The 21,978-nt window shown below is 70.4% G+C and carries 16 protein-coding genes; 6 read left to right on the top strand and 10 right to left on the bottom strand.

All coding sequences use genetic code 11. From position 1 onward, the window contains the following. The 4 genes from AB4Z18_RS17820 to AB4Z18_RS17835 all read right to left on the bottom strand — a co-directional run bounded on the left by AB4Z18_RS17820 (position 1) and on the right by AB4Z18_RS17835 (position 5,009). Positions 1-1,551, bottom strand: coding sequence for an FAD-dependent oxidoreductase (locus AB4Z18_RS17820; protein WP_441784102.1), 1,551 nt, complete (start codon positions 1,549-1,551; stop codon positions 1-3). Beyond that, entirely contained in the window at positions 1,548-2,825 is a 1,278-nt protein-coding gene (locus AB4Z18_RS17825; protein ID WP_441784103.1) for a 6-phospho-beta-glucosidase, read from the bottom strand. The genes AB4Z18_RS17820 and AB4Z18_RS17825 overlap by 4 nt, the downstream gene beginning before the upstream one ends. After that, positions 2,822-3,862: a BadF/BadG/BcrA/BcrD ATPase family protein gene (locus AB4Z18_RS17830; protein WP_441784104.1), complete on the bottom strand. Its 1,041-nt coding sequence runs from the start codon at positions 3,860-3,862 to the stop codon at positions 2,822-2,824. Before AB4Z18_RS17830 ends, AB4Z18_RS17825 begins: the two co-directional genes overlap by 4 nt. 112 nt (positions 3,863-3,974) lie before the next feature. Further along, positions 3,975-5,009 (bottom strand): LacI family DNA-binding transcriptional regulator, encoded by a 1,035-nt coding sequence (locus tag AB4Z18_RS17835; RefSeq protein ID WP_441784105.1) that lies wholly within the window; start codon positions 5,007-5,009, stop codon positions 3,975-3,977. A gap of 535 nt (positions 5,010-5,544) precedes the next feature. On the opposite strand from AB4Z18_RS17835, the gene AB4Z18_RS17840 reads away from it, so the two are divergent. Both AB4Z18_RS17840 and AB4Z18_RS17845 read left to right on the top strand, forming a co-directional pair. Beyond that, the gene (locus AB4Z18_RS17840; protein WP_441784106.1) at positions 5,545-6,516 is read left to right on the top strand and encodes a carbohydrate ABC transporter permease; all 972 of its coding nucleotides are present in this window, start codon (positions 5,545-5,547) and stop codon (positions 6,514-6,516) included. Beyond that, positions 6,516-7,493, top strand: coding sequence for a carbohydrate ABC transporter permease (locus AB4Z18_RS17845; protein ID WP_441784107.1), 978 nt, complete (start codon positions 6,516-6,518; stop codon positions 7,491-7,493). The genes AB4Z18_RS17840 and AB4Z18_RS17845 overlap by 1 nt, the downstream gene beginning before the upstream one ends. Positions 7,494-8,212: 719 nt before the next feature. On the opposite strand, the gene AB4Z18_RS17850 is transcribed toward AB4Z18_RS17845, so the two are convergent. Beyond that, positions 8,213-9,583 (bottom strand): ABC transporter substrate-binding protein, encoded by a 1,371-nt coding sequence (locus AB4Z18_RS17850; protein WP_441784108.1) that lies wholly within the window; start codon positions 9,581-9,583, stop codon positions 8,213-8,215. A gap of 262 nt (positions 9,584-9,845) precedes the next feature. On the opposite strand from AB4Z18_RS17850, the gene AB4Z18_RS17855 reads away from it, so the two are divergent. The 3 genes from AB4Z18_RS17855 (at position 9,846) to AB4Z18_RS17865 (ending at position 14,686) form a co-directional block, all read left to right on the top strand. Then, positions 9,846-12,113, top strand: a complete 2,268-nt coding sequence (locus AB4Z18_RS17855) for a hypothetical protein (protein ID WP_441784109.1) — start codon at positions 9,846-9,848, stop codon at positions 12,111-12,113. Between the two features lie 246 nt (positions 12,114-12,359). Then, positions 12,360-13,133 carry an ABC transporter ATP-binding protein gene (locus AB4Z18_RS17860; RefSeq protein ID WP_441784110.1) on the top strand — a complete coding sequence of 258 codons (774 nt, stop codon included), beginning with the start codon at positions 12,360-12,362 and terminating at the stop codon, positions 13,131-13,133. After that, entirely contained in the window at positions 13,115-14,686 is a 1,572-nt protein-coding gene (locus AB4Z18_RS17865) for a transporter (protein WP_441784111.1), read from the top strand. The genes AB4Z18_RS17860 and AB4Z18_RS17865 overlap by 19 nt, the downstream gene beginning before the upstream one ends. 24 nt (positions 14,687-14,710) lie before the next feature. Here AB4Z18_RS17865 and AB4Z18_RS17870 read toward each other — a convergent pair whose 3' ends face one another. Next, positions 14,711-15,298: a CGNR zinc finger domain-containing protein gene (locus tag AB4Z18_RS17870; protein ID WP_441784112.1), complete on the bottom strand. Its 588-nt coding sequence runs from the start codon at positions 15,296-15,298 to the stop codon at positions 14,711-14,713. A gap of 90 nt (positions 15,299-15,388) precedes the next feature. On the opposite strand from AB4Z18_RS17870, the gene AB4Z18_RS17875 reads away from it, so the two are divergent. Further along, a complete protein-coding gene (locus AB4Z18_RS17875; protein WP_441784113.1) occupies positions 15,389-15,571 on the top strand; it encodes a hypothetical protein in 183 nt (60 codons plus the stop codon). A gap of 33 nt (positions 15,572-15,604) precedes the next feature. Here AB4Z18_RS17875 and AB4Z18_RS17880 read toward each other — a convergent pair whose 3' ends face one another. The 4 genes from AB4Z18_RS17880 to AB4Z18_RS17895 are packed head-to-tail and all read right to left on the bottom strand — an operon-like array spanning position 15,605 to position 21,744. Beyond that, positions 15,605-17,458, bottom strand: coding sequence for a hypothetical protein (locus AB4Z18_RS17880; RefSeq protein WP_441784114.1), 1,854 nt, complete (start codon positions 17,456-17,458; stop codon positions 15,605-15,607). Beyond that, positions 17,455-20,172 carry an alpha-mannosidase gene (locus tag AB4Z18_RS17885; RefSeq protein ID WP_441784115.1) on the bottom strand — a complete coding sequence of 906 codons (2,718 nt, stop codon included), beginning with the start codon at positions 20,170-20,172 and terminating at the stop codon, positions 17,455-17,457. The genes AB4Z18_RS17880 and AB4Z18_RS17885 overlap by 4 nt, the downstream gene beginning before the upstream one ends. Then, the gene (locus AB4Z18_RS17890) at positions 20,169-20,753 is read right to left on the bottom strand and encodes a D-sedoheptulose-7-phosphate isomerase (RefSeq protein ID WP_441784116.1); all 585 of its coding nucleotides are present in this window, start codon (positions 20,751-20,753) and stop codon (positions 20,169-20,171) included. Before AB4Z18_RS17890 ends, AB4Z18_RS17885 begins: the two co-directional genes overlap by 4 nt. Continuing rightward, entirely contained in the window at positions 20,746-21,744 is a 999-nt protein-coding gene (locus AB4Z18_RS17895) for an ROK family protein (protein WP_441784117.1), read from the bottom strand. Before AB4Z18_RS17895 ends, AB4Z18_RS17890 begins: the two co-directional genes overlap by 8 nt. Between the last annotated feature and the right edge of the window lie 234 nt (positions 21,745-21,978).

The following is a 21,978-nucleotide window of genomic DNA, read 5'->3' on the forward strand; positions in this document are numbered from 1 at the left end:
CTAGCCGGCCAGCGCCTGTCCGGAGTCGCGCAAGCGCTCCGTGAGCACGTCGCGATCGAGGTCGTGCAACGCACGGCCTGAGTCCACGGCGAGCGCCGCCGCGACACCGGCCGCCTGGCCCAGCATCATGTACTGCGGCTCCATCCGGACGGACGCGAAAGCCACCGCGGAGGCCGACAGGCACACCGGCACCAGCAGGTTGCCCGCATCCTGACGCCGCGGGAGCAGCGTCGAGTAGGGGATGCCATACAGCGGCACGGGCACGGAGAGGTACCCCTCAGTGAAGACGGTGCCGATCGGCTCGGGATGCTCGTACACCCAGCGCCAGATCCGCTGCACCTCGCGGATGTCGATGTGGTACGAACCGAGCGCTACGGTGTCGGCCGGGATGGTACCCGCGAGCAGGTCGTGCTCGGTCAGCACGCGCTCGCCGACCATGCGCCGCGCCTCGCGCACGTACAGCTGGTGCGGCAGATGCCCGGTGTCGGCGAACTCCTCGCGCGGCAGCCCCCAACGCGACAGCTCCCGGCGGATCGCCGACGGCACCGCCGGGTCGTGCGACAGGAAGTACAGGAACCCGCGGGTGTGCGCCACGTGATGCCGACGCAACTCCTCGCGGCGTTCCGCTGACGCCTCCGGGTACTCCCATGCCGACCCGTCGAGCACGCTCAGCGACAGGGGACCGAGCGAGTTGCCGTCCGCCATCCCGCCCGGAAGGTTCGGCTCCAGGCCCAGCATGCGCCCGGCCGTGCGCTCGACGCCCTCGTGCCGGTCACGCGCGAAGAGCCGGCGACCCAGCTCCCAGTACTCGTCGTCGTAGTCGTCCGGCCGGTCGAACGGGATGCGATCGGGCGCCGTCGTCAGGCACACCCGGAACCCGTACGACATGACGCCACCGTCACCCTCGCCCAGTGCGGCGAGCGGCCGGTCGTGCAGCTGCGGCAGGATGCGCCCCTCCGTGCGACCGGTCGGGTCGCCGGCGAACGGCGACACCCACGGCGGCATGTTGTGCATCCCCGGGACGAGCTCCTGCCGGCCGGCGAAGCGTTCGCCGTACAGACTGCGATCCTCGCGCCCGACCCGGTACGGGACTCCGGCCTCCGAGAGCAGATCGCCTTCGTAACCCGCGTCGATGAACACGCCCGCGTCGATCCGCTCGCCGCTCGTGACGGTGATCGCGCGCACCTCCCGGCCGTCGCGACCCTCGACCGTCTCGACGCCGGTGAGGCGCGCATGGAACAGCACGTCCACCCCGGCCTGCTCCAGCCAGCGCCGGAAGATGCCCTCGGCGACGTGCGGCTCCGGTCCCGCGTAGTGGCCGGGAGCGGTGCCGTAGTGCTCGGCGATGTCGGCGCGCAGCCGCGCGGCCGCGCCACCCAATGCCCGCACGTCGCCCACGTCGGTGTAGCCGAGCCCGCCGGACGTCATCCCGCCCAGGTGCCCGCCCGGCTCCACCAGCAGGGTGCGAACGCCGGCCTCGGCCGCGGCGACAGCCGCAGCGACGCCCGCCGACGTGGCGCCGTAGACGACGACGTCGGCGGAGCGGCTCATGCGCGCGCCGTTCCCGCCGCGAACTGCGGAAGCAGGTCGCCGCCGGTCCCGAACAGGCCCCTTTCCAGCGCCGTCACCAGATCCCACTGGCCGACGAGTGGATGCGCGAGCAGCGCCATCCGCACCAGCCGCCGGTCACCGGTCACCGCGGCACGCGCCGCGAGCCGCTCGTACGAGCTGACGTGCTGGATCAGCCCCAGCAGCTCCGGCGCCACCGGCGGCTGCGGCAAGGGAGTGGCGCCGGAGGCATCCACACGACACAGGGTCTCCACCACGTCGTCGTCGGCGAGCCCGGCGATCAGGCCGTTGTTGCGGATGTTCACGACGTGCGTGTCGCCCGTCCCGGCGACCAGCGAGGCGAGGAGCGCGGTGGCCGCCTCGCTGTAGAACGCGCCGCCGCGTGCCTCGAGCTGCGGCGGCTTGGTGTCGACGGACGGGTCCGCGTACAGCGCGAGCAGTTCTCGTTCGACGTCTGCGACGACGGTCGCGCGCGGCGTCCCCGCGTTCATTTCGGCGACCGTTGCGTCGTGCGCGTAGTAGTACTTCAGGTAGTAGGAGGGCAGGACGCCGAGATCGCGGATGAGTTCGCCCGGCACTCCACCGCGGCGCCCGAGCTCGTCGGAGCGCTCCTCGATCATCGCGGGGAGCACATCCACGCCGTCGACCCGGATGTGCCGGACCCACGAGAGGTGGTTGAGGCCCACCGGGTCGACCTCGACACGATGCGGCTCGACGCTGTGCTCGCGTGCGATCCAGCGCTGCACGCCGATCGCGAAGTTGCAGAGTCCGATGGCCTTGTGGCCGTCATCGAGCAGGGCGCGCGTGTTGATGCCGACCGGGTTCGTGAAGTCGACGATCCAGGCGCCCGGATTCGCCCGCTCCCGCGCCTCGCGGGCGATGTCCAGCACGACGGGGACGGTCCGAAGGGCCTTCGCGAGCCCGCCTGCGCCGGTCGTCTCCTGGCCGACGCAGCCGCATGCCAGCGGGAACAGTTCGTCCTGCAGGCGCGCGCTCTGGCCCCCGACGCGCAGCTGGATGAGGACCGCATCCGCTCCCTCGATCGCGGCGGTGCGGTCGGTGGTCAGCGTGACCGGGACGTCGGCCCCTTGCCGGGCGAGCATCCGCCGGACCATGCCGCCGACGATCTCGAGGCGCGGCCCGTCGACGTCCATGAGCCACAACTCGTCGACCGTGAGACGCTCGCGCTCGTTCCACAGGCCCGAGACGAGCTCGGGCGTGTAGGTGGAGCCGGCGCCGATGACCGTGACCTTCATCGTGGGTCCTCTCCTCGGGGGTGGGGGTTCAGGATGCGCCCGGCGGCGGGCGCAGGAGCCGGTGCAGACGCAGTGCCGGCAGCGGCGCGGTCGCGAAGGGCGCGCACCAGCCCATCCACGGGCCGGAACTCCAGCGGGCGCGGGTCGAAGCCGCGGTCACGCAGGCCGTCGGAGACCGCCGTGCGGAACCCGTCGTCGGCGAACAGTCCACCCGCCAGCGTTGCGGGCGTGCGCGGCGGGACGACTCCGTCCGCCCAGGCGCGTCCGGCGACCACGTCGGCGAGCAGCACGGCCTCGCGCGCCACGCGGCCGATCAGCTCCGTTGCGACGGCGTCGCCTCGGGCGGCCGCGCCCGCGACCGTGGCGGCCAGGGCGCCCACCTGGCGCAACGGCACCGTCCCGTCGCGGATCGCGCGTGCCAGCTCGACGGTGTCCGTCATCCCCGTCTCGGCGAGGACGAGGTCGAGGAGGGCTGTGGCCGGACCGCGGCCGTCCTCGGCGCGCGCCGCCGCACGCACCGCCTCGCGGCCGAGTTCGTCGCCGCCGCCCCAGTCGCCGCTCGCCCAACCGAGGGCGGGGACCGTCGCCAGCCCACGAGGACCGCGGGCGACCGCGTTCAGGCCGGCGCCGCAGACGATCGCCAGCGCATCCCCCGCTCCGCCGCCCGCCTCGAGAACGGCGATCGCGTCGCCGACGACGGTGATCGCCGCGGCCGGGAAGAGGCTCGCAAGCGCGGCGCGGTGTCCCTCCTCGTCACCGGGGAAGTCGAGGCCGGCGACAGCAGCGGAGACCCGGCGCACCCGCGTCGCGTCGATGCCGTGCTCCTGCAGGAGGGCCGCCACCGCGGCGCCGACCGCGTGGGGCCCTGCCCCGCTGCCCGCTCCGATCGCTCGCAGCCGCTCGCTTAGGCCGCCGGGGCCATCGGTGAGCACGACGATCTCCGTCTTGGAGTTGCCGCCGTCGATCGCGACGATCAGCCCTGGATCCGAGGGGGTGTGCGTGTGCGTGATGACGTCCGTCCTTTCGACGGGCCCCATCTTTCCGCACTTATGGGATCGTTTCCACTCCCGCGTACTGAAGCGTGAGTCGTTGCGGGATCGCGCGTCGAGTCGCGACAAGATGTCGCAACTCGCGGGGCGCTGCGCGCGACTAGAGCGCGCGGGGCGCCGCCGTGGACCCGCGGGGCAGCACCTGGGCCTCCAGCACGACGGTCTGCGGCTCGGCGGCCGGGTTCGCCAGACGTCCGAGCAGGCGGCCGAGCGCCGTCTCACCGAGCGACACCGCATCCTGCGCCACGGCGGTGATTCCGGGGCTCACCATGCTCATCCACTCGGAGTCGTCGAACGACACGATGCTGAGATCTTCCGGGATGCGGAGCCCCAGGTCGTTCGTCGCCCGCCAAACGCCCTCGGCGAGCAGGTTGTTCGCCGCGAAGATCGCGGTCGGGTGGTCGCGGCGGGCCAGGATGTCGATCGCCGACTTGCGGGCGCCGTCAGCATCCCACCCGGTCGAGATCACCAGGGACGGGTCGGCCGGGATCCCCGATCCCTCGAGCGAGTTGCGGTAACCGGCGGCGCGCTCGCCACCGGTGGTCCAGGTCGTCTCATCGATGAACAGGGCGATCCGGCGGTGGCCGAGGTCGATCAGGTGGTCCGTCATCCGCTTCGCGACGCCTGCATTGTCGACGATCACGCCGTCGGTGCGGCCGGCCGAGAACTGACGGTCGGCCTCGATGACGGGGATGTGCTGGCGCATCAGGTAGTTGGAGACGTCGCCCGAGAGCGGAGTGACGATCACGCCGGCGACCCGGGTGGCGACGAACGCGCGCGCCGCATCCATCTCGGCCTCGGTCGACCCCTGGTCATCGACCAGCATCATCGTGTAACCCTCGCGGCGTGCCCGGGCGGCGATGCCGGCAGCCAGGTCGGCATAGAAGGCGTTGCGCAGGTCGGAGACGAGCACCCCGATCGTGCGACTGTCCTGCTTGCGCAGGCTGCGGGCCATGGCGTGGGGCACGTACCCGAGCGATTCGGCTGCGGCGAGGACGCGCTCGCGGACTCCCGCGGCGACGTACCCTTCGCCGCTGAGCGCGCGCGACGTCGTCGACTGCGACACGCCGGCCGCCAGCGCGACATCCTTCAGCGTGGCACGACGCGGTGCCCCATCGGCGTCGTTCTCGATCATCGCACCCTTCCCACGGGCGCCGGACGGCCTGACGCCCGGCGATCCCACCCTAATGCTCACCGCCCGCGCCCGGCGCCAGCCCCCTCCTCGCCCCCCTCCCTCCCTCGCCCTCCCCCCGCCCAACTCCCCCCGTTGAGCGACGAGGGGCACGTAGTTGCGCCCGACACGCCGCCCGAACGCGCAACTACGAGCACCTCACCGTCGTGGGGGGTGCGGAGGAGGGGTGAGGAGGGGGCGGTACGACAGCGAGTGGGCTGAGCGAGCCGGGTGACGGTGCCGGGATGCGGGTGTACCGTGCCCCTCACACAGGCAGTTCCCCCGTCGGCACCGCCCACATAGCCGAGACGGGTCGCATCCGCGTCGAGGCCGGTCCCCGCCCGGGAAAGGCCTGGGCTCCGGTTGCAAGGCACGCTCGGAAGGACTTATAGTCGCTGCTATGTGGTAACGATGCCACACCGCGCCGACGAGGCGGGGGACGGATCGAAAGGGTGGCGATGAGGATCACCGAGCTCGATGACGCGAAAGGGGGCCGGTGATGGCCGTCCTCACTGACACGTCAGGCAGCACAACCCGAACGGGCGACCGCAAGCCCGCCAAAAAGAAGCGGGGCACCAAGTACAACAGGCGAGAGGCGATCGCGGGCTACCTCTTCATCAGCCCGTGGATCATCGGCTTCCTGGTGTTCACGCTCGGCGCCATGCTGTACAGCCTCTTCATCTCGTTCAGCAACTACAACCTGGCGACGAACAGCGCGAGTCCCGCCGGATTCGAGAACTACTCCGAGCTGTTCAACGACCCGAAGGTCGCGCTGTCGCTCGGAAACACGCTCTTCTACGCGGTCATGGCCGTGCCGCTGGAGATCATCTTCGCGCTCCTCCTCGCCCTCCTGCTCAACTGGGTTGGACGCGGCGCGGGCGCTTTCCGCACCATCTACTACCTGCCGAAGATGACGCCGGCCGTGGCGACCGCATCCATCTTCCTGCTGCTGCTCAACGGCAACACGGGAGCGATCAACCGGTTCCTCGCGATCTTCGGCATCGAAGGCCCGCAGTGGCTGATCGACCCGAACTGGGTGAAGCCGTCCATCGTCCTGATGACCCTGTGGGGCGTCAGCGGCACGATGGTCATCTTCCTCGCGGCACTCAAGAACGTGCCGCAGGACCTCTATGAGGTGGCGTCGCTCGACGGGGCCGGTCCGATCCGCAAGTTCTTCACGATCACCATCCCGATGATCTCGCCGGCCATCTTCTTCAACGTGGTCGTGCTCACCATCGCCGCGCTGCAAGTCTTCGACCAGGCGTATCTGCTGTTCTGGCGAGATCAGACGAACGCCTCGCCCGACTCATCCCTGTTCTACGGCGTGTACCTCTTCCAGCAGGCCTTCCGCCAGTTCAACTTCGGCTTCGCCGCGGCCATGGCGTGGCTGCTGTTCGTGATCATCCTGCTGATCACGCTCATCCAGGTGAAGGTCAGCAACCGCCTCGTCTACTACGAAGGAGACAAGTGATGTCCTCCGCGACCCAGTCCACTGCTGCCGCGGCCCTGGCCCCGCTCGCCTCCGAGCTGGACGCCCCCCAGCTGCAAGGCAGCGGCGCCCCCAACAGGCGGGGCGACAAGCCCGTCGGCGGCCGCTGGTACAAGCCGAAGACGATCGTCGGCAAGACAGTCCTCTGGATCGTCGCCATCGGCTTCGCACTGCTGTTCCTCTACCCGTTCGCGTGGCTGCTGGCCGCGAGCCTGAAGCCGCGGCAGGAGGTCTTCGACAACTCCCTGTGGCCGAAGACGTTCACGCCGCAGAACTACGTCGACGTGTGGGACAAGCTCCCCCTGCTCAACTGGATCGGCAACAGCGTCCTCATCGCGATCCTCGCCGCCGGCCTCGTCGCGATCTCGAGCTCGGTCGTCGCGTTCGGGTTCGCGTACTTCAAGTTCCCGGGGCGGACGCTGCTGTTCGGCCTGGTGCTCGCGACGATGATGCTGCCGGGCGCGGTGACCATGGTTCCGCAGTACCTGATCTGGAAGAACCTGGGCCTCATCGGCACGTGGTTGCCACTGTTCGGGATGAACCTGTTCGGGTCGGCGTTCTACATCTTCCTGCAACGGCAATTCTTCATGGGGCTGCCGCGAGAGCTGTTCGAGGCCGCACGCCTCGACGGCGCGAGCTACTGGAAGCTGTTCACCAAGATCGCGATGCCGCTCAGCATCCCGTCGTTCATCATCATCTTCCTGTTCGAGTTCCAGGCCAGCTGGAACAACCTGCAGGCAGCGCTGATCTACCTGAACGCGGGAGGCGTCGAGGGCTTCACCGTCCCGCTCGGGATCTCGTACGCGATGACGACCTTCAGCCCGACGAACGGCGGGCACGGCGACTACCAGTACGTCATGGTCGCCGCCCTCATCGTGACACTGCCCATGCTGCTGCTGTTCGGATTCGGCCAGCGGTACTTCATCGAAGGCGTGGCGACCCAGGGCCGCAAGGGCTGAGCGCTCACCCCGTTACCGGGCGCGGTTGGACATCGTCCACCGCGCCCGGTGGCGTTTAACCCCCGTAGCGACGATTCCGGATCGGCCGCGGGCGGGAGGGGACCAACCGTTCCGAGTTGGACGGGGCCGCTGCTGGTCGCCAGCGATGTCACCCGCCGTCCTGCCTGCCGGGATCGCAGCTAGCTCCGGTCGGAGATGGCTCCGAAGGAGCTTCCCGGTCCCGCCCTAGTTCGGTGAGGTGCTCGCAAGTGCGCCCGACTCGCCGCACCGCACCTACGAGCACCTCGCCGCTCCTGCCGCCCCGAGAGGCCGGAGCGGCCCGGAGCGCGCGCGTGGTGAGTGGATGCTGGAACGGGACGCGAGTGGCGACAACCTGTCACCGCTCGGGCGGCCTCGCTCCGAAGGAGCTCCCACTCCCGTCGCCCGACATCCGCGAGGTGCTCGCAGATGCACCCGACACGCCGCGCGGCACCGCCACTACGAGCACCTCGCGGCTCCTGCCGCCTCGTTAGACCGGGGGGCCCGGAGCGGGCGCGAGTGGTGAGCGGATGCTGGAACGGGACACGAGTGGCGACAACTTGTCACCACTCGGGCACGGGGCGGGACGTGATGCCACGCACATGCCCCCACGCGCGCGCCCCCACCCACACGCGCGCGCACCCCCCGCGCACGCAGAAGGGGCGGCCTCCCGAAGGAGACCGCCCCTGGCGGGAGCCGCGTTACTTGCTGCTCTTGGTGGCCTGCTGGTAGGCCTTCTCGGCCGCGGCCTGCGCGTCCTTCAGGGCCGCACTGGCCGACTTGTTGCCGAGCAGGTACGACTGGATCGCGTTCTGCAGCTCGGTCTGGATCTGCTGACCGGCGGGCGAGGCACCGAACGACTTGCCGCTGCCGACCACGTCGTAGTACGTCGAGATCGCCTTGTCGAAGCCCGCGTTGCCGGACGGCTTCACGTACTTCTCACGAAGCGTCTTGTCCGCCTCCGGGGAGCCGGTGAAGAGGCCGGTGTTGATCGCGCCCGGCGTCTTCTCGATCGTCTTGGCACGGGCCGCACCCGCAGCCTCCCACGCCTTCTCGCTGGTGAGGTTGAGCGCCCAGGCGCACGCGGCGTCCTTGTTCTTCGCCCCGACCGGGATGACGAACGACGTGCCGGAGGCGACCGTGAACGGCTTGCCGTCGCTGTCCTTGAACGGGACGGCGCCGATGTCCACCTTGTCGACGAACGGGGTCAGCACGTTGACGTACCACTGGGCGTTGACCTCAGCGCCGACCTGGTCCTTCACGTACTGGTTGTTCTCGCCGAAGAAGTCGAACGAATCGGTGAAGCTCTTCATCTTGGCGTAGCCGCCCTGAGCGTCGGTGATCTGCTTGAGGACTTCGAGGCCCTTCTCGTTCTTCGGGTCGTCGAGCGTCGGCTTGCCGTCGCTTCCGATGACCTGGCCGCCGTTGGCGAGGAGCCACAGCCCGGCCTGGCCACTGGCCTGCGGGTCGAAGCCGAGGACGGCCGGGTTACCGCCGGACGCCTTGTACATCTTCTTGACCGCCGCGACCAGCGTGTCGGGCTTGGAGGTGTCGATGTCGGAATCCGTCACTCCCGCGGCCTTCATGACGCGCTCGTTGGTGATGATCGCCGGCGGCTGGTAGAACTGCGGCACCGCGTAGATCTTGTCCTTGTACGTGATGTCGTCGACGACCGAGCCGTAGTAGTTCTTCTTCGGGTCGACGTTGTGCACCGAGTAGCACTGGTCGAGCGGCTGGATGAGGCCCTGCGCCGCGTAGGTCGCCACGAACTGGCGGTCCATCTGCACGACGTCGGGGACGTTTCCGCCCGCGACGCGCGTGGTGAACTTCTGCGCGTCGAACGGGGTCTGGTCGATCTTGATCGTGACGCCCTTGAGCTGGTCCTTGGCGTAATCGATGCGGGAGGTGCCGACCTCGTCGGCGTTGTCGAAGCCCCAGGCGTTCAGGCTGCCCTTGGTGTCCTTCGAGAAGTCCCCGCCGGACGAGCTGCCGCCGCTGGAGCTGCAACCGGCGAGGAGCGCCACCGACGCGGTGATTGCCATCGCGGCGAGGGCGGTGTGCCTCTTGTTCATCTGATTTCCCTTCAGTGGTGTCGCAGCGGGCGTCCTCGCCCGTGCGAAGAGGTACGGGATCCCCTGCTGCCGGGGTTTGATGGCGACAGTATGGAAACCTTCCCACATCGCACGCTAATGCAGCGATGAGGCACTTCACAAGGGGACCGGGTGGGGAGAGCCGGTTTTCGTTACTTGATTGTTTCTTACGCTTGAAGTCGCCGCTCCTCAAGCCCTAGGGTCGTATGGCAACGATGCCACACGACCCGCGAGGAAGGCCCCGATGCCCCGCATCCGCCGTTTGCTGCTGCTCGGCCACACCCACCACGACGTCGGCTACACCAACAGCCCCCGGATCATCGACGGGATGCACGCGCAGATCGTGCGCGAAGTGCTGCGGCTCGCCGCCGCTGACGACGCCGCGAGCCCCGACCCCGACCGTTTCCGCTGGACGTTCGAGGTCGCCCGGCCGGTGCTGAACTTCCTCCGCTCCGCCACGGACGACGAGGTGCGCGAGCTCCGCGATCGCGTCGCCGACGGCACGATCGCCGTCACGGGCGGGTACCTCAACATGACGCAGCTCCCCGATCTCGCCGAGTTCGAGGCCGCCTACCGCTCGCTCCGACCGATCCGCGACGCCGGCATCCCGGTGCGCACCGAGCAGCACGGAGACGTGAACGGCATCGCGTGGGGCGTCGCCGACGCCATGCTCGACGCCGGCATCGACCGGCTGGTCATGGCGCTCAACCCCGACCACGGCCGGGCGCCGCTGGAACAGCCGAGCGCCTTCTGGTGGGAGGCCCCATCCGGCCGCCGCGTCTTCACCCTCCTGTCGACGCATTACGGCTTCGGCGAGGAGTGGGGCATCGTCGACGGGGATGTGGAGCTCGCCGAGCAGCGCATCCTGGAGTTCGTCGAGCGCCTCGACGCTCGCGACGACTATCCGTTCGACACCGGCGTGGTGCACGCCGGCAACGACAACCGCTGGCCGACCGCCCTGTTCACGCGCGTGGTGCGGCACTGGAACGACCGCCATCCCGGCCGGCCGATGGAGACCGCGACCATCGATTCCGCTCTGGATGTGCTTGCCGCGCAGGCGCCGGACGACCTGCCGGTGCTGCGGGGCGAGTGGGCCGACTGGTGGTCGCACGGTCACGGATCGACGGCCCGCGAGGTGGCGGTCTACCGCGAGGCGCGGCGGTTCGCCCTTTCGGCCCGCGCTGCGCTGCGGCTGGCGGGGGAGCGCGGCGAGGGTGAGCCGGCGCTGGCGACGGTCCTCGGGTACAGGCGCGGGCCGGTGCGGGTGCGCGACGAGTCCGAACTCGAGCAGACGTTCGCACGCGTGGAGGAGGAACTCCTCCTGTTCGGCGAGCACACCTGGGGGTCGTGGGAGACGTACTCCAAGCCGCATTCGCACTTCAGCCACTCGCACTGGAACGCGAAGGCCGCCTTCGCCTACGGCGCGTGGGATCTCGCGCGCGATCTCAACGTGGAGGCGCTGTACCGGCTGGCCGCATCCGGCGCGGATCCCGCGCCTGCCGACGGCGTGTTGGTCGCCAACCTCTCCGACGAGCCTCGTCGGGAGGCGGTCGAGGCGGAGGTGGACGGCTCGCGGCGCGTGACGCTCGTCGCCGACCTTCCGCCCACATCCGTGGCCGTGCTTCCCGTTACCGAGGACGAGCCGACGCCGCGTGACGGCACCACCATCGAAGCCGGTCGGTTCCGCGCCACCGTCGACCCCGCTCGCGGCGGTGTCGTGTCGCTGATCGACCTGGCCTCCGGTCGCGAACTCGTCGATCCCGCGTCGCCGCACGGCCTCGGGTCCGTCGTCACGGAGACCGTCACGGCTGCAGGCCGCTCGCACGCGATCTTCGTCAACCCGAAGAACTTCAATCCGGCGTTCCTCGGCCCCGAGCTCGCGCGGTCCCACGCGGCGTCCCGCACGACGCCGCAGGTGACCGAGACGGACGCGTACGCCCGCATCCACTGGTCATCGGAGCTGGACGGGCAGCTCACCGCATCCCACACCCTCACGCTGTTCCGCGACCTGGACGACATCGACCTCGCTGTGAGCATCGCCAAACCCGAGCGATTCGGGCCCGAGAGCATCTTCGTCGCCTTCCCGTTCGCGGTCTCCGACCCGGAGTTCCTGCTCGAGACCGCAGGCGCCGTGTTCGCGGCCGATTCCGAACAGCTGCCGGACACGTCCAAGGACTGGTACTCCATCCAGCACGCCATCGGTGTCCGCAACTCGGACGGCACAACCGCCGTCCTGTGGGGCACGGTGGATGCTCCCCTCGTGCAGCTGGGCGGCTTCCATACGGGCGAATGGGCCCGGAGCCTCGACGCACCGGCCGGCCACATCAATAGCTGGGTCATGAACAACCTGCACTTCACGAACTTCCAGGCACGGCAGGAGTTCACCGGCACGCTGCACTACCGGTTCCGGCCGGCGGGGGCCGAGGGACTGCGCGCCGCGGTCGCCGCCTACGGGGCGGCAATGGCGCTCCCCGTGCAGGCGCGCTCCTACACCGGGCCTTTGGGGAGCTGAGGGCTCCAAGCGCGGCTGGACCATCCGATCCCCCTTCCGCCTCCGAATGACTCCCTGGCGGGCGTTCCCTCCCCCGCTCGGAACAGGGCGCGGCACGCCGACAGCGACCAGGGGCGCCAGGCGTGCCGCGTACTGTGTGTCCCGCCCACCTGTCGGGCAGGCCGTACTCCGGGGCCTACCGGCCACACCCGCCGATAGGGTGGTTGACGGCACGCGCGAGGTGCGCGCGAGCCCAGACGTGAGGGGGTGCGCGTGGCTGAGGACGACGGTCTGGCGATCAGGATCCGCGGGCTGCACAAGCGGTTCGGTCAGAAGAACGCTGTCGACGGGATCGATCTGGATGTGCCCTCGGGCAGCTTCTACGGACTCGTGGGCCCGAACGGCGCCGGCAAGACGACGACGCTGAGCATGGCGACCGGGCTGTTGCGCCCGGATTCGGGCGAGGTGCTCATCCACGGCGTCGACATGTGGCGTCAGCCGCTGATCGCGAAGGCGATGGTCGGCGTGCTGTCGGACGGGGTGCGCCTGTTCGACCGCCTGACCGGGCAGCAGCTGGTGGAGTACGCGGGACTGTTGAGCGGCATGGACCGCGCGACCGCGCAGCAGCGCACGCACGACCTCCTGCAGCTGCTCGACCTCGAGTCCGCCGGCGGCACGCTGGTCGTCGACTACTCGGCCGGTATGACGAAGAAGATCGCCCTGGCCGGCGCGATGGTGCACGCGCCGCGCGTCCTGGTACTGGATGAGCCGTTCGAGTCGGTCGACCCGGTCTCGGCGGCGAACATCCGCGACATCCTGCGCACGTACGTCGACGGCGGCGGCACGGTCATCGTGTCCTCGCACGTGATGGACCTGGTCGAGCGGATGTGCGACCACGTCGCCGTCATCACGGAAGGCCGCGTCATCGCCGCAGGTTCGGTGGATGAGGTGCGCGCCGGATCCACGCTGGAGGACCGTTTCGTCGAGCTGGTCGGCGGACGCCGGGTCGGGGAGGGGCCGGAGTGGTTGCGACACTCGTAAGGCTGCGTCTGCTGGTCCTGCGCAACTCGTTCCGCCGGAGCACCGGCCAGCTGGTCGCCGTCATCATCGGCGCGGTCTACGGCGCGTTCTTGCTGTTGGTGGTTCTGGGCGCACTGGTCGGGCTGTCGTTCGCGCCCGCCGAGGTCGCCACCACCGCGGTCGTGCTCGCGGGTTCGGCCGCCGTGCTCGGCTGGGCGGTCTTCCCGCTTCTGCTGTCCGGCGTCGAACAGACGCTCGACCCCGGTCACCTCGCCGTCTACCCGATCGCGTTGCGGCCGCTGATGCTCGGGATGCTGCTGAGCGGCGCCGTGGGGGTCGCGGGAGCGGCGACCACGCTCGCCTCTCTGGGCACCGCTCTCCCGTGGCTGCGCTCGCCGGGCGTCGCGCTGGTCGCCCTGGTGACCGGCGTGCTCGGGGCGGCGACGTGCATCGTCATCTCGCGAGCGGTGACCTCCATCGCGAGCGGGCTCTCGTCGGGCCGCCGGTTCCGCGAGGCGAGCGGGCTGCTCATCCTCATCCCGCTGATCCTGGCCGGGCCGATCATCATCGGGATCACGAGCGGACTGCGCTCGTCGGCCGACGCCCTGCCCACCATCGCCGCCGGTCTCGGCTGGTCGCCCCTCGGCGCCGTCTGGGCCGTGCCCGGCGCGGTCGCCGCCGGTGATCCGCTCGGTGCCCTGCTGCGGCTCCTCATCGCCCTCGCAACCTTCGCGGTGCTGTGGATGGTGTGGCGCTGGGGACTCGCGCGCTCGCTGGTGACCCCGGCACGGGCATCCTCTCGGGTACGCGCTCCCGGCAAGTCGGGGCTCTTCGGGGTGCTGCCCGGAACCGCCGCCGGTGCGATCGCCGCGCGCTGCCTGACCTACTGGTTCCGTGACCCGAGGTACCTGCGACAGCTCCTCGTCATCCCGCTGCTGCCCGCCGTCATGTGGTTCTACGCGAGCATCAACCACTCGACCGGGTACATCTTCGCGGCCGCGCCCGTCGTGGCGTTCTCCCTGGGGATCGGAATGATCGCGGACGTCTCGTACGATTCCACGGCGTTCGCACTCCACGTCTCCAAGGCGGTCCCCGGCCGCGCAGACCGGTGGGGGCGCGCCTCGGCGCTGCTGACCTTCGCCGTGCCGGCCGTCATCCTCATCGTGATCGGATCCGCCGCGTTCGAGGGCGACTGGCTACCGGCTCCCGGACTGCTCGGGCTGTCGCTCGGGATGCTGCTGAGCGGTGTCGCCGTCTGCTCGGTGACCTCGGCACGGTTCGTGTTCCCGGTGCCGGAGCCGGGCGACAACCCGTTCCGGTCGCGCGCGGGCTCGAACATCTCGCTGCTCGGCCCGACGTTCGCGGCCTGGGGCATCATCGCCGTGCTCTGCCTGCCCGAGATCGTGCTGCTGGTGATGTCGCTGGTCACACGCGAGGCGGTGTGGGGCTGGCTGGGGCTCGTCCTGGGCGTGGTGCTCGGTGCGGTGCTGGTGGTCGTCGGCGTGCGGATCGGTGGGCGCGTGCTCGACGCGCGGGCGCCGGAACTGCTGCTCCAGCTGCGCAAGGACGGCTGACCCGCCGCCGCGTCGCCGTTCAGGTCAGGTGGAGGGGGCCGCGCGACGGGCCTGCATTTTGACGGCGTTGCCGCAGCCCGCCATGGTGCACCAGCGGCTGGAGCGGTTCTTGGAGTAGTCGAAGTACGCCCAGCGGCAGGTGGCGCGGTCGCAGACCTTCAGGCGCGGCCAGCTGGCGTCCTCGCGGGAGGCGCGCACCGCATCCAAGATTCCGGCGAGAGCGCTTCGGACGTCGTCGCCGGCGGCGGGGGCGAGTTCGAACGACGCGGACGGACCGAACGAGACCCGCACCGGCAGGTCGGCGAGCGCGTCATCCAGCCGCCGGAGCGCCTCCGGGTCGGCGTCGTGGCCGGCGTGCGTCGCGAGCACGCTGCGCAGGCCCTCGCGGACGGTCATCGCCAGCGCGAGATCGTCGGCGTCGGCCGCGATGTCGGCAGGCCGGGCGCCGAGCAGACCGCGCGCGTCGAGCCACGCCACGAGGTCAGACGGCTGCTCCCAGCCCTCTTCGTCCTCCTGGTACTCGACCGTGTTCACGAAGTCCCGCACCAGCCGCGCCGACACGGGGATGACCTCGTCTTCTCGCTGGAACGCGAGATCCGTCTGCCGACCCATGACACCAGCATACGCACTTGACAGGTGTAAAACCAGCGTGCAGTCTGGCGGTACACCAGCAAACACTGATAGCTGGGGTTGGAGGTCATCGTGGATCAGTCAGCACTGCCCTGGACGGGAGCGCCGCCACGCACCGAGAACACGTCGACGTTCGGGAGGTGGATGCGCATCCACTACCGCGCAATGCGCCTGCGGCGCCTCACCCGACGCGCCGAACGCGACCCGTGGACGGACCACGTCTCACCCTGGATGTACTGGGGCCTGCACCGCTGAGCGGCGCGGCCGGACGGCGACGGGCGGGCCGCCTCAGCTCGCGAGCGTCTGCTCGCAGGCGAGCAGCGTCACCCCGACGCTCCAGGCGTGCGAGAGCGTGAGCAGCATCCCCTTCGGCTGGAAGCACTCGGTCTGGTAGTAGCGCTCGCTGACCATGCCCCGGTAGGCGTTGAAGTCCCCGTCCTCCCGCGCGATGAACTGGCGGAAGCAGGCGAGCGTCTCGTCCGCACGCTCCGCGTAGTGCGGGTCGCCGAGGGCGGCGGAGAGCTCGCGCAGCTCAGCGGTGCAGACGAGTCCGTACGCGTGGAGGTGCTGGTTCGACGGCGACGCGTTGTCCGCTCCGCGCGTGCGGAAACCGTAGGCGCCGAGCAGCGTGTGCTGCGGGAACGAGACGTCGTAGCTGTACCGGAAGGTCAGCATCCAATCGGCGGCGCGGCGCGCGACATCGAGCCAGTGCGCGTCCCCGGTCACCCGGTGCAGCGCGACGTACGCCATGACGGCCGCGTAACCGTCTTCGGAGGTCGGGGCAAGGTCCACGTCCTCCGGGGCGCCATGCACGAACTCGCGGTCGACGAACTGCTCGTAGTAGCGGCCGGCAGCGAGCGCGGCAGGAAGGTAGCGCTCATCGCGATCCGTGGCCTCTACGAGCGCGGCGATCCAGGTGAGCCCCGACGCTCCCGACCACGAAAGCACCTCGCCGGTCTCCGCGTGGTGCACTGAGCCGAGATTGCCGTCGGAACGCTGACGCCCGACGACGACATCGAGGTTCGAGCGGATGGCGTGCTCCCACTGCCCGTGCGGCGCAAGGCCCTGGGCGCGCACCAGGAAAAGGGTCGCCTCCGCCAGGGTCCGCGAGTGCAGGCCGCGCTTGAGCTCGGTCCAGCTCTGCGTCCAGCCGTGGTCGCGGTACCAGACGCCCCAGAACGTGCCGGACGGCGACAGGGATGCGGTGATGAAGTCGATGACGCGCTCGGCCGCATCCACTTCGTCGGCGCGCGACGTGCGCAGGCCGTGCGACAGCAGCGCGTACGCCCACGGGATGCCGCTGACCCAGCCGACGTGCATCGCCTGCCGGTCGACGCTCAGCCCGTCGCGGCCGCTCACCTCGCGGTCGAAGCCGACCGTCTCCAGCAGCACGCCGGGGTCCGGGTCGTAGTGCCACGTCAGCAGCCCCTCGGCGGTGAGGTCGGCCGCGGTCGCCACATCCACCCAGGGGTCGAGCGGCGCAGTCGGCGCCGACTCGGCGTGCAGGGCGCGCAGGATGGGCGCATAGGAGTGACGGGATGCGGCCAGCTCGAACACGCGGACGGTGATCTCCACGGTCTCCCCTGGGGTGAAGACGTGGGTGGCGACGTCAGCCGGGCGCGGGCGCGCGTCGCCGAAGTAGGTGACCGGAAACTCGCGGTACGGGAAGCGGAGGCTGACCCTCGCGTCGCCCCACTCCGCGTCGTGGGCGAGCCCCAGGCCGGTCAGGCCGAGCGGCGTGGTCTCGTCCGCCGCGAGGGCGACGCCGCCATGGTCGGGACCGGCCCATGCGAAGACCGCAGACGTGGCCGCGCGGTCGGCGCGGAACTCCCAGGCGTCGCTCACCAGGGCGTCGTGCTGCTCCGGCGAGTCCGCGCCGATCTCGAAGCGCGGGAAGGCCCGGGCGTTCTCTGCCGGCCGGTTCTCGCCGTAGAACGCGCCTGGGATCAACCACCACGGGTCGTCGGCGCCGTGCACCGGCGCCTCGACCAGCACCGACCCGTCGGCCGGGTCGTCGCCGGTGTAGGCGACGTGCAGGGTGAGCCGCCAGCCCGCCTCGGCCGGGCTCCACTCCTGCCGCACCTCGACCGCGTCGGCCGCGGCACCGACGACGCTGACGCAGACCTCGGGATGCGGGCTCACGACAGCGGGCGCTCGATCAGGTCGACCTCCCGCACGGGCTCTGACGGGTCGGCCGGCACGACGAAGGTGCGCAGCTGCGACGGACCGAAGTCCTCCTCGATGGTGCGTCCGAGAAGCGGCAACTCGATCCGTGACCGGCCGCCCTCGCCACGCGTCTCGACCGCGCGCACGACGACATCGGCGCCGCCGGGCGCATCCGTCGCATCCTCGGTGCCCTTGAGGGCGGTGACCATGACTGTTCCGGCGCCGTCACCGGCGAACGACTTCACCGGGGGCAGCGCGCCGTCGTGGAACGACTCCTGCATCGCCCGGACCGGATTCCCCAGCACGAGGGCCCGACGGATCGGGTCGGCCGCGCGCCAGTCGCCGGCGTGCGGGACCAGCTCGTAGCTGAACCGCTGCACGCCCTGATCCTGGAACGAGTAGATGCCCTCGGGGTCGAGCAGCCGCGGGTCATGCCACGAGTAGACGGGGCTGCGGACGGCGGTGACGCCGATGCTCGGCTGATCGCCGTTGCCCGGGCCGCCCGGGCTCACGTCGTAGGCGTGCTTGTTCGTGGTGATGACCGTGAGGCCGGCCGCTTTGCCGTCGACCGCGCCGGTCAGATCCACCCACGACTGGGCCGGCTCCTCCGCGCCGTCGACCGGGCGCTCCAGGTGCCCGAACGGAATCTCGTAGGTCGCCGTCGGGTCCTGCAGCACGGTCGGGAAGCGCAGCTTCAGCAGGTGCGCCTGCTCGCGCCAGTCGAGCGTGACGTTGACCCGCAGCACCGGCGAGTCGTGGTCGAGGATGAGTTCCTCGACCAGAGTGGATGCGCCCCACGCGCGCTCGATGCGCACACGGGAGCGCAGCGGCCCCGTCTCGCGCACGACGATCCGCTTCAGCTCCATCGTCGCGCCCGGCCAGGCGTACGAGACGACGCGGTGGCCCCAGGTGTCGGTCGGGTCGTCGTTGATCTGGGTGTGCTGCGCGCCGTCGACACCGGCCATCACATCCACACCGGTCGCCTTGTTCAGGTACGACGAGATCCAGCCCGTTTCCTGGTCGATACGGATGCGGACGTGCTCGTTCTCGAGGGTGTCCGCGGTGACGGTGAGCCCGCTGCCTGCGGCGCCCGGGCCCGCGCCGGGGCGCAGGCTGTACAGACGGTAGCCAAGGGCGGGAACGTCGGCGCGGAACACAACGGCGCCGCGCGAGATGTCATCCGTCGTCGCAGTGGACTGCGAGTTCTGGAAGACGACCGGCTCGCCGTTCTCGTCGACCACGTGCACGCCGCCGCGCTGAGCGCCGTATTGGAAGTCGACATCCACCGACACCGGCCAGGCGTGCGGGTTGAAGACGAGCACGGGCTGGGTGCCGTCCTCCCGGTCGACCTGCACCTGGCGGGCGATGACGTTGTGGGCGCGGGTCACGATCCGCTTCGAGATCGACACCGCCTCGCCCAGCTGGTCGCGTACGTCGTCGTACGACGGCTCGATCGCCGAACCCGGCAGGATGTCGTGGAACTGGTTGAACAGCACCTGCTTCCACGCCGTCTCCAGCTCATCCCGCGGGTACGCGACGCCGTCGCTGGCGGCGACGACGGCCGCCCAGCGCTCGGCGTTCAGCACGGCGAACTGGGCGCGTCGCTGCCACGCCTTGATGCCGGAGTGCGACGAGTAGCAGCCGGGCGCGTGGTGCTGCAGGTCGTCGCGGCGCACCGGGAGGGAGTCGAGGAACGCCTCGCCCCGTCCCAGCACCTCGTCGAAGTACGTGCGCGGTGAGGACATCGTCATCCTTCCGAAGGAGCCCATCCGGTCGTAGCGGTGGATCGACTCGATGTTCGCGATGGTCGGGCCGCCGCCGTGGTTGCCCACGCCGTAGAAGACCATGGCGGTCGCGTTCTCGCCGAAGCCCACGCTGCGGTCGAGCGACGCGAGCGACTTCTCGGTCTGGCCATCGACAGAGCCGGGCGGGCTCCCGTACTCGAACGGGATGCGGTAGGCGAGCACTCGGGAGCCGTCGGGCGCCTCCCACCAGAACAGCGAATCCCCGAAGTCCGACTCGTGTGGGCCGGGACGGAGGAAGGTGTACGAGTCCATGCCCTGGCCGCGGAGGATCTGCGGCAGCATCGCGTTGTGCCCGAACGGGTCGACGTTCATGCCGACCGTCGACGGCTTGCCGAAGCGCGACTCCAGGTAGCGCTGACCGTAGAGGCCCTGCCGGACGAAGCTCTCGCCCATCGGCATGTTGTTGTCGGGCTCGACCCACCAGCCGCCGACATTCACCCAGCGACCCTCGGCGACGCGCTCCTTGATGCGCTCGAACAGTTCGGGATCGGACTCCTCGACCCAGCTGAGCAGCACGATCTGGTCGCAGGTGAAGATGAAGTCGGGGTACTCATCCATGCGGTGGATGGCCGACCAGAAGGTCGCGCGGGCCTCCTGGTAGCCCTCCTGCCACGGCCACAGCCACACCGGGTCGAGGTGCGCGTTGCCGATCATGTGGAGGGTGCGCTGCGGGGTCGCGGTGGGGCGCTTCGCGGCCGGGAGGTCGCGCGGCTGCGTGCCGGCGGGGGCGTTCGCGACGGGAGCGTCGCGGCGCTCTGCGGTCGTCGCTTCCGTGCGCTCATCCGCCGCATCCACTGCGATCTTCTCCGGAGTTTCTCCGCCCACGCGCGGCGTGTCGACCGGAGAAACTCCGGAACCGTTGGCTGGGGAGGTTGGGATCGTCACAGGGCGTACTCCTCGTCGCCGTCGGCCCAGGCGTCCACGAGTTCGGAGAGCACGTGGAGCATGAACGTGTGGAACTCCTGGATCCTCGGGGTGGTGGTGGACGGGCTCAGCAGCGCGTAGTCGGCGAACTGCTTCGCCGGGCCGCCATCGCCGCCGCCGAACAGCACCGTCGTGGCGCCGACCGACTTCGCCGCTTCGAGCGCTGAGACGATGTTCGCACTCCGCCCGCTCGTCGTGAATGCCGCCACGACGTCGCCCGGTCGCGCGAGGCCGAGCACCTGGCGCGAGAAGACGTCGCCGTACGAGTAGTCGTTGGCGATGCAGGTCATCGTCGTCGGGTCGGTGCTGAGCGTGACCGCGCCGAGCGGTCGCCGGTCGCGCTTGTAGTGCCCGATGATCTCGCCGGTGAAGTGCTGGGCGTCCGCGGCGCTGCCGCCGTTGCCGAACGTGTACAGGATGCCGCGCTCGGCGAACGCGTCGCAGAGCACCTTTCCCACCTCGCGCAGGGCCGGCAGGAGCTTCTCGCCCTGCTCGGCGACCTGGATGTGCGCCTCCAGCTGCTCACGCATCCACTCAGCCACGGTGGGCTCCCTCCTGTGAGACGCCCGCACCCGCGAGCCGGTCGAGACGGTCGAACGCGACGGCACCCGCGCCGACGACGCAGACCACGTCGCCGAGGCCCGCCAGCACCACGGTGGATGCTGCGGCCGCGGGCGGCATGGCGTCGGCCGCTACGCGCTCCCGGACCGGGACGAGCAGGGCGTCGCCCGAGCGGGTGACGCCGCCGCCGAGCACGACGAGGTCGGGCTCGAAGACGTTGACGAGGTCGGTCAGCGCGGTGGAGAGCGCCTCGACGGTCTCCTGCCAGAGCTCGGTCGCGAGGGTGTCGCCCGCGGCTGCCGCGGCAACGACATCCTCCGCCCGCACCTCGGGAAGCTGGGCAAGCGAGGACCCGGCGCCGCGCTCGGCGACGGCTTCGCGGGCGCGCTGAGCGATCGAGGTTCCGGACGCGTAGCCCTCCAGGCATCCGCGGCGGCCGCACAGGCAGGGCCGGCCGTCGGTGCGGACCATCACGTGACCGAACTCGCCGCCGTTGCCGGCGGCGCCGCGGTGCAGGCGTCCGTCGATGACGGCGCCACCGCCGATTCCCGTGGAGATCGTGAGGTAGACCATGGTGTCGGCATCGCGTCCCGCACCGTAGCGGAACTCGCCGAGAGCGCCGGCGGTCGCGTCGTTCTCGAGCACCGCGGGGATGCCGAACTCGCGCTCGGCCAGGTCGACGATCGGCAGGTCGATCCAGCCGGGCAGGTGCAGCGGACCGGTCAGCACGCCGGTCTTCGCGTCGAGCGGACCACCGCACGAGATGCCGACGGCCTCCACCTGAAGTCCGGATGCGGCGATCGCCCGGTGGCCCATGTCGAAGAGCCTGGGAACGATCGCACCCGGACCCTCCTCGCGGCGCGTGGGCTCGACGATCAGTGCGTGGGTTCGGCCGTCTTCCGTCACAACACCGACGGCGAGCTTCGTGCCGCCGATGTCGAGTGAGAGGACGGCGCGGAGGCCGTTTGCCATCATGTCCTTCCGAGGGTGCACGACCACGCCTGCGCTGGTGGATCGTGTGGGATCGTTCCCACAGATACTAGGGCGAGGCAGGGCGTCGGGTCAACACGGCGCGTGCGCCGCGCGCGTCCCGCGCCCATCCCGTCCATCGCGCGTCCACCTCCACGCCTCCCGCGCCGCGTCCCTCCCGAGGTGCTCGCAGTTGCGCGGTGCCGCGGCGTGTCGGCAGCAACTGCGAGCACCTCG

The sequence above is a fragment of the Leifsonia sp. 2TAF2 genome, from assembly GCF_052115085.1.
GTDB lineage: Bacteria > Actinomycetota > Actinomycetes > Actinomycetales > Microbacteriaceae > Leifsonia.